Origin of the sequence: Kocuria sp. (genome assembly GCF_030536815.1) — a bacterium.
Classification (GTDB): domain Bacteria; phylum Actinomycetota; class Actinomycetes; order Actinomycetales; family Micrococcaceae; genus Kocuria; species Kocuria gwangalliensis.
On the sequence record NZ_JAUNPE010000158.1, the window covers coordinates 1 to 4,641 of the forward strand.

Consider the following 4,641-nt stretch of genomic DNA (forward strand, 5'->3'; position numbering starts at 1 on the left):
TCGGCGGGTGCCGCCGGGGCCACCGCCACCTGCTCGCGCACCGCGCGGTAGCGCACGGTGTCCCCGGGGCGGATGAGCGCGGGTTCGTCCCGGCCCAGGTCCCAGAGTGTGGCATTGGTGCGGCCGATCAACTGCCAACCGCCCGGTGAACGCTGCGGGTACACGGCGGAAAACCGCCCCGCCAGCGCCACGGATCCGGCGGGCACCGCGGTGCGCGGGGAATCCCTGCGCGGCACCTCGAGCGGATCCCCGGGGGCCACGAGATACGCGAACCCCGGCGCGAAACCGCCGAACGCGGCCGTCCATTCCGCACCCGTGTGCGCCTCGATCACGCCGCGCTCGCCGAGCCCGGTCAGCTCGCCCACATCGGCCAGGTCCTCGCCGTCGTACACCACGTCGATCTCCACGGTCTTACCGGTCGCCGCGTCGGTATCGCCCAGGCGAGCGGTGACGACGTCGCTCGCGGCCTTGTGCGCGGCCGCGGGTGAAGAGAAGGTCAACAGCACCGTCTCGGCTGCGGCGAGAACGTCCAACTGACTGGAATACGGATGTGCACTGAGATGGGCGTGCCAGCGCATGACGTGTTCGAGGGACGCGCACTCGATCAAGAAGGCCCGCGTCCCCGCCCAGCGGAGGGAGACCGCCGACGGCGCAGCACCGGTGGGCGGATCCTGGCTCATACGAACGACCGGATCTGCACGCCGGCTCGCTCCAGGCCCGCGCGAACCTCCGCGGCCATTGCGGCGGAGCCGGGGGTGTCACCGTGCACGCAAATGCTCTCGGCCCGGATCCGAACGGTGGAACCATCCACGGCGCTCAAGGTGCCGTCCTCGGCCAGGCGGATCATGCGTTCGGTGACCTCCGCCGGGTCGTGCAGGACGGCGCCTTCTTCGCGGCGGGAGACCAGCGTGCCCTCGGGTGTGTACCCGCGATCCGCGAACGCCTCGGCCACCCCGCGCAGTCCTGCCCGCTCCGCCTTCCGAAGTGCTACGGACCCGGGTAGGAGCAACAGCGGAAGATCGCCGCCGAAGGCCTTGACCGCGTCCACCACGGCCTGTGCATGGACCTCGTGGTGAACAATCGTGTTGTAGAGCGCGCCGTGCGGTTTCACATACTTGATCTCGGTGCCGGCCGAACGGGCCATCGCCTGGAGGGCACCCATTTGATACAGCACGTCATCCGCGAGTTCCTGCGGGGAGCAGTCCATGAAGCGACGACCGAATCCGGCCAGGTCCCGGTAGGCCACGTGCGCCCCCACGGTGACACCTGCGGCCACGGCGTCCCGGCACGTCTGCGCCATCACGCCCGGGTCTCCCGCGTGGAACCCGCACGCCACGTTGGCGGAGGACACGGAACGGAAGATGGCGGCGTCGTCCCCCATGCTCCAGTTGCCGAACGATTCGCCCACGTCGCTGTTCATATCGATGACCGTCATGCGTGACCTCCGTCTCATTGGTGAGTTCAAGAATGCCCCACCGACGGAGATTGTTCAACAATTACCACCGGTCAGTCCGATTCCACCACGTTCGGAAGGTGCGTGACCGGTGCGATCACGACGTCGCGAATTTTCCAGTCCTGTTCGAGTAGCGCGTTCTCGGCTGCTTCGAGGCGCTCGGGCGTGGCGAGTTCCAGGGATGCGGGGATGACGAACCCCTCGATCTGGAACACCTGGCCCTCGTCGCGCAGGCGCACGGTGGCCGCGTGCACCCAGTCCAAGTTCCGCAGGAATTCCTGCGCATCGCTGATGAGCGGGTGGGGTTTCTTGTTGTCCACCGTGGTGGGCCGGGCATCCATGAGACCGGACACCGCGGCCGAGAGATTGGTGGCGCCGTCCTTCACGATGGACGTGGCAATCACGATGGCCGCAACGGCATCCGCCCACCACAAACCCAGCCCGATACCGGTAATGCCCACGATGGCGGCGAACGAGGTCATCCAGTCCGCCTTGTTCATGTCCGCGTCCGCGTAGAGCACCTTGTTGTGCAGTGGCTCGGCGAGCTTGAGTTTCATGCGGCCCAGAATCACGGGTGGAATACCGGTGAGCAGTAGCACCAGTATCATGAGCCAGCCCAGCCATACGGTGTGACCGAACAGGCTGATGCCGCCAATGGTGGGGTGCTCGACCGTGATCAGTTTGATCAGCGAGTCCACGATCAAATAACCGCCCATGACGAACAGGGTTGTTCCCGCCACGAGGTGAGCGATGCCGATGGCGCGGTGATAGCCGAACGGGTGTTTGGCGTTGGCGGGTTTGCGGGTGACGCGCACGCTGATCAAGAAGGCAATGGGAGGAACCAGGGAGAGCATGTCCTCGATCCACGCCGTTTTCATGGCCTGGGAATTTCCCAGCACCAGAAACACCAGAACCACGGTCGCGCTCAGGGTGCCCAGGGTGACCCACTCCAGGCGCACCGCCTTTTGCACCGCGCGGGAGATCTCATCGGGCAGGTGCTCATTGTCCGCGGGGCTTTCCATGCGTTTCATGATTGGTCTCCGCTGCTTTGCAGGAACTGATCGAGCTCCAGGAGGAAGGCGTTCTCACCATTGGGCACGGCCATCACGTGTTTCTCGGTCTCGCCGTACTCATTGGTCGTTTCGTTGTAGGGCCGAGTCAGGCCGATCTTTTTCTGCCATTGCGTGTCCATGGTCATCCCGCCGATCAGGAGATCCAGTTGACCGTGCTCCATGTCGGTGACCAGGTGTTCCTCGCTTGCGGTGGTCCACTCGATGCGCGCATCCACGGTGTCGGCGAAGTCCTCCACCAGGCGCACTTCCTCGCCGGTGGGCTCACCCTCCGTAATGGATACGTAGGGCTCGTTGTGAATGGTGCCCACGCGAAGGACCCCTCCGGACACCCGGTCAAGGGTGCCGTAGGGATCGGCCGGGTAATGCGTCACGCATCCAGTCAGGGAGAGGGTGAGAACCAGGAGCACCATGAGCCACCTGATGACATTTTTCATGGCAACACCATAAGCCGAAGTGTCGTTGCCCACACCCCGAAACTTTCCATGGAATAAATCTCGGGCCGGAGGCATTATGTAAGTAGTTCAAATTTGAAATATCAACGGAGCGGGGCCGCGGGACGACCGCAGCGGCGTCGTCATCCACGACACAGGAGGCAGTCATGCAACTCGGCATCTTCACCATCGGTGACGTCACCGTGGACCCCACCACTGGCAAGACCCCCAGCGAGCACGAGCGCATCAAGGCGACCGTGGCGATCGCCAAGAAAGCGGAAGAACTGGGCATGGACGTGTTCGCGACCGGCCAGCACCACAACCCGCCGTTCGTCGCGCCGGCCAATCCGCCCATCCTCATGGCGCACGTGGCCGCGCAGACCAAGAACATCCAGCTGTCCACCGCCACCACGTTGATCACCACCACGGACCCGGTGCGGATTGCCGAGGACTACTCGTACGTGCAGCACCTGGCCGACGGCCGCGTGGACCTGACCATGGGCCGCGGCAACACCGGCCCCGTGTACCCCTGGTTCGGCAAGGACATCCGGCAGGGCATCCCGCTGGCCGTGGAGAACTACCAACTGCTTTACCGACTGTGGCACGAGGAGAACGTGGACTTCTCCGGTCGTTTCCGCACTCCGTTGCAGGGCTTCACCGCGACCCCGCGCCCACTGGATGACGTGCCCCCGTTCGTGTGGCACGGCTCCATCCGCTCCCCGGAAATTCCGGAGCAGGCCGCGTTCTACGGCGACGGTTTCTTCCACAACAACATCTTCTGGAACAAGGAGCACACCGAGCGCATGGTGGACTTCTACCGCCAGCGCTACGAGCACTACGGTCACGGTTCCTACGACCAGGCGATCGTGGGTCTGGGTGGGCAGGTGTTCATGCGTAAGAACTCGCAGGACGCCAAGCGTGAGTTCCGCCCCTACTTCGACAACGCACCGGTCTACGGCCACGGCCCGTCCTTGGAGGACTTCACGTCCCAGACCCCGCTGACGGTGGGCTCACCGCAGGAGGTCATCGAGCGGACCCTGTCCTTCCGTGACTACGCCGGTGACTACCAGCGTCAGCTGTTCCTCATGGACCACGCCGGCCTGCCCCTGAAGACCGTGCTCGAGCAACTGGACCTGCTGGGCGAAGAAGTTTTCCCGGTGCTGCGCAAGGAATTCGACGCGCTGCGCCCGGCGCACGTGCCCGAGGCACCGACCCACGAGTCCCTGGTGGCCCGCCACCAGGCCGGCAAGGACCCGATCCCCGGCGGCGGCCCGGATTCCCCGGCGGCCCGGGAGCGCGCGAAGCAGGCGGAAGCCACTCAGCGCGAGCACTCCAAGTAATTCCACACAGTAAGTAGAAAGAAGGACACCATGACTGATCGTTTGACCCTCGCGGTGGTGACCGCTGGGCTATCGGAAGACTCCACGACCACCCGCCTGGGTGAGGCGATCGCGAAGGCCGCGAGCGGGACCGTCGAACACGCCGGACAGCACGTCGAGATCAAGGTCATTCCGCTGCGCGATCTGGCGCACGGGCTGACCGACATGATGATCACGCACGTGGCCTCCCCGGCCGTGCAGGACGCGATCGACACAGTGCTCAACGCGGACGGCTTGGTTGCGGCCTCGCCCACGTACAAGGCGTCCTACTCCGGGTTGTTCAAGCAGTTCTTCGACGTGATCGA

Annotated in this window: 6 protein-coding genes; 2 read left to right on the forward strand and 4 right to left on the reverse strand. The window is 64.9% G+C overall.

The window, feature by feature from the left end; genetic code table 11:
- The 4 genes from Q4E95_RS11165 to Q4E95_RS11180 form a co-directional block, all read right to left on the reverse strand.
- Window positions 1-680: allophanate hydrolase subunit 1 (locus tag Q4E95_RS11165; RefSeq protein ID WP_303383378.1), on the reverse strand; the 680-nt coding region annotated here is incomplete at its 3' end.
- Window positions 677-1,435: a LamB/YcsF family protein gene (locus Q4E95_RS11170; protein WP_303383379.1), complete on the reverse strand. Its 759-nt coding sequence runs from the start codon at window positions 1,433-1,435 to the stop codon at window positions 677-679. The genes Q4E95_RS11170 and Q4E95_RS11165, both read right to left, overlap by 4 nt.
- Window positions 1,436-1,506: 71 nt before the next feature.
- Window positions 1,507-2,484: a cation diffusion facilitator family transporter gene (locus Q4E95_RS11175; protein WP_303383380.1), complete on the reverse strand. Its 978-nt coding sequence runs from the start codon at window positions 2,482-2,484 to the stop codon at window positions 1,507-1,509.
- Window positions 2,481-2,960 (reverse strand): transporter substrate-binding domain-containing protein, encoded by a 480-nt coding sequence (locus Q4E95_RS11180; RefSeq protein ID WP_303383381.1) that lies wholly within the window; start codon window positions 2,958-2,960, stop codon window positions 2,481-2,483. The genes Q4E95_RS11175 and Q4E95_RS11180 overlap by 4 nt, the downstream gene beginning before the upstream one ends.
- 164 nt (window positions 2,961-3,124) lie before the next feature.
- On the opposite strand from Q4E95_RS11180, the gene Q4E95_RS11185 reads away from it, so the two are divergent.
- Window positions 3,125-4,297: an LLM class flavin-dependent oxidoreductase gene (locus Q4E95_RS11185; RefSeq protein ID WP_303383382.1), complete on the forward strand. Its 1,173-nt coding sequence runs from the start codon at window positions 3,125-3,127 to the stop codon at window positions 4,295-4,297.
- A gap of 30 nt (window positions 4,298-4,327) precedes the next feature.
- The coding region (locus Q4E95_RS11190; RefSeq protein ID WP_303383383.1) for an NAD(P)H-dependent oxidoreductase at window positions 4,328-4,641 on the forward strand (314 nt) is incomplete at its 3' end.

Bases quoted from the DNA above. Each gene is read 5' to 3' on its own strand.
- Q4E95_RS11170 (WP_303383379.1), bottom strand. From the start codon at position 1,435: ATGACGGTCATCGATATGAACAGCGACGTGGGCGAATCGTTCGGCAAC.
- Q4E95_RS11175 (WP_303383380.1), bottom strand. From the start codon at position 2,484: ATGAAACGCATGGAAAGCCCCGCGGACAATGAGCACCTGCCCGATGAG.
- Q4E95_RS11180 (WP_303383381.1), bottom strand. From the start codon at position 2,960: ATGAAAAATGTCATCAGGTGGCTCATGGTGCTCCTGGTTCTCACCCTC.
- Q4E95_RS11185 (WP_303383382.1), top strand. From the start codon at position 3,125: ATGCAACTCGGCATCTTCACCATCGGTGACGTCACCGTGGACCCCACC.